Genomic DNA, 2,616 nt, shown 5'->3' on the forward strand with positions numbered 1-2,616 from the left:
TAAGGGTAATATTGAGCCAAGGCGATGAGATAATCAGCATTGCCCAAATTATTATTTGTCTGCTTTGTTTTCCAGCTATTCATGACAACCCATTCAGGATCATCATCTAAAAGTAAATCCCAAGCTCGTTTGTTTGGATCACCAGCGTTCATATTAAATTTCACCTTGGTTTTATTTACATCTGGAACTAAAATAAAGTCCTCTAGTTTAATCATAAAATATCCTTTGTGGACGGTTCGATATAAAGGTAAATTCGTTAATATGCTTCGCGGTTGAGGCCGTAATTCAAAAACCTTGATCATTATATACCACACGCATTCTCACGGTGATTAAATAAACTGGCTACTATCTGCCTCTTTCATCAATCCTGGAACGTATAGGACGTTTACGTGATTGCTCGTCTGCTTTCGCCTGAGCCACAATGCTTTCTGTTCGTTCGTCACCAAGTACGCTCCGTACCCGCTTGTAGTCTTTGGCAATCTCGGAGAGCCTGGTGTTTGCTTGACGTTCTTCGGTGATTTTGTCCATTAGCCTTTCATTGCTGGAAATCTCGCGGGACAGACGGCTTCTCAGGCCGTCCACCGTTGACCTTAATTCAAGGTACTGGGCGACGATGCTGCCGATAACGCCTTTCAGCTTCCTGACGAACGGCTCGACTATCTTGGTCTTGTAGGCAGTGGCACTCATCAGCCTTGTCGGTTCGGGCAACTGCCACTCGGGTGCGGTATCATACTTTCCTGTCCTCAGGTCGATCAGGTTCTCGCGTTCTTGCAAGTCACCCAGTTTTGCTTGTACGTCATCGGCTGACTTTTGCGTATCCTTCACCTCTGCAACGAGATCGTCTATCGTTGCTTCAAGTGATTCCACTTCTTCGATACGCATCTTCTTCTCGAAGTCCAGAACAGACAGGTGTTTCTCATGCGTTCCCTTTTGTAGCCACTGAATACCGTAGCGCTCCATGACAGTAGCAAGTTGTTCCTTTTCGGAAGTCACCCACTGCGCCCATTCAGTTTCTGCTCTGGTGCCGCCCGTGAAGCCCTGTTCGGCAAGAGCCGATTTGAGGGATACCCTGGTGTCAAGACCGCGCTTGCTGCCGGTGGTGAATGGCACGAAGTCGATGTGTAGGTGTGGGGTGGCCTCATCCATGTGTAGGTGTGCGGAGAACACCCTCATGTTCGGGTTCCTCTGCGGAAATGCGCACATGTACTCATCAAGCACTGCCCGTGCAAGTTCGCCGTCCAAAGAATCAGCAGCCGTGTCATAGCAGTTGCCGATCTGCAATATGATCTCATGGAAAGGCTTCTCTTGCTTCCCGGAGCGAATCTTTTCGTAGTAGTCGGCGATCACCCGGTCGTGTGGGGTGTGGTTGTGGTTGTAGGGGGCCAGCGCATCGCCGCCCACGGTGTGGGTTAACTGCCGGGTTTACTCGTTTGAGTATCAGCGGTTGAGGTGGGAGCGCTCAGGGTCGGTGTTTGCGGCATGGAAGGCTCGGCTGTTGTGTTTTACGGAGCCTTTGCCTACCATGACGCTGATCGTTCTCGCCATTATCGCTATCATTTTCCTCTTTTCGGAAGGTAGTTGGCGAAGCCAATGGTTTTGTTACTTTTGTCAAAAGTAACGCAAAAGCACTTCTGACACTGCGTATCAGAAGTGCAATGCGCCCTGCGGGGCTTACACGCGGCTTTGGGGGTGGTTGTCGGTATTGTCGGCATCGCTACTCGTCCTTCATGCCGCTCATCGTCTCGGCTACCAGCCGAAGAACAGCGAGGAGCACGTCTGTTGCTTCACCCGCTGTTTCGAGACGCCGCAGTTCTTCAAGGATGTCTTCCATCTGATTGCGGAGCGCTTTGTATACGCGGGGGTTGGGCTGCACGACGACTTCCCGCTCGGTTATCCGGCGCAGGAAGTATTCCTGCTTCGTCAGACCCGATAGCTTCACCCGGATATCGAGGTCGGCATTCTCCTCCGGTGACATACGGAATGCCACCGCAAGCGAGCGCCATCTGCCTTTCGCATCAGTTGATTTTGCCGTCATCTAAAAGCCTCCTTCTTTGCGCTCGTCGTTGAGCTTGTCTGCCATTTCTAATTGGGTTGAGGGGAAGAGGTGAGCGTAGCGGTAGGTGATGTCGATGCTCTCATGGCCGACACGGGCAGCAATGGCGAGCGCCGAGAACCCCATTTCGATTAAGAGGGACACGTGGCTATGGCGGATGTCATGGACGCGAATTCGCTTCACACCTGCGGCCTTGCTACCTCTGTCCATCTCGTGGTGGAGATAGCTCTTGCTTATCTGGAAGATACGGTCATCGTCCTGGATGCCGTAGAGCATCCCCAGGTACTCCTGAATCTCTTGGGTGACCACATGCGGCATCTGTATGACCCTCACGCTCTTCGGGGTCTTGGGCGCGGTGATGACATCCTCGCCTTTGAGGCGTTGGTAAGACTTGGTGACCGAGATCGTTTCCTTCACGAAGTCGAAGTCAGAGGGAGTGAGTGCGAACAGTTCGCCCAACCGAAGCCCGCACCAGTACAAGACCTCGAAGGCGTAGTAGGACACGGGCTTGTCCATCATCGCATCGGCGAACTTGAAGTACTCATCCTTCGTCCAGAAGAGCA

At 51.9% G+C, this 2,616-nt stretch carries 4 protein-coding genes; all 4 read right to left on the reverse strand.

The genetic code is table 11. The features are described 5' to 3' along the window. Positions 1-215 (reverse strand): hypothetical protein (locus tag RR842_RS13645; RefSeq protein WP_332730134.1); only part of this gene is annotated, 215 nt, incomplete at its 3' end. A gap of 130 nt (positions 216-345) precedes the next feature. Next, on the reverse strand, positions 346-1,401 hold the full coding sequence (locus RR842_RS13650; RefSeq protein ID WP_332730135.1) for a plasmid recombination protein: 1,056 nt from the start codon (positions 1,399-1,401) through the stop codon (positions 346-348). Between the two features lie 313 nt (positions 1,402-1,714). Continuing rightward, positions 1,715-2,035: a hypothetical protein gene (locus RR842_RS13655; protein WP_332730136.1), complete on the reverse strand. Its 321-nt coding sequence runs from the start codon at positions 2,033-2,035 to the stop codon at positions 1,715-1,717. Continuing rightward, positions 2,036-2,616: site-specific integrase (locus tag RR842_RS13660; RefSeq protein ID WP_332730137.1), on the reverse strand; the 581-nt coding region annotated here is incomplete at its 5' end.

Source organism: Gordonibacter sp. (genome assembly GCF_036667095.1).
GTDB lineage: Bacteria > Actinomycetota > Coriobacteriia > Coriobacteriales > Eggerthellaceae > Gordonibacter.

Excerpts from the sequence above, each read along its gene's own strand:
- RR842_RS13655 (WP_332730136.1), bottom strand. The coding sequence starts at position 2,035 with ATGACGGCAAAATCAACTGATGCGAAAGGCAGATGGCGCTCGCTTGCG.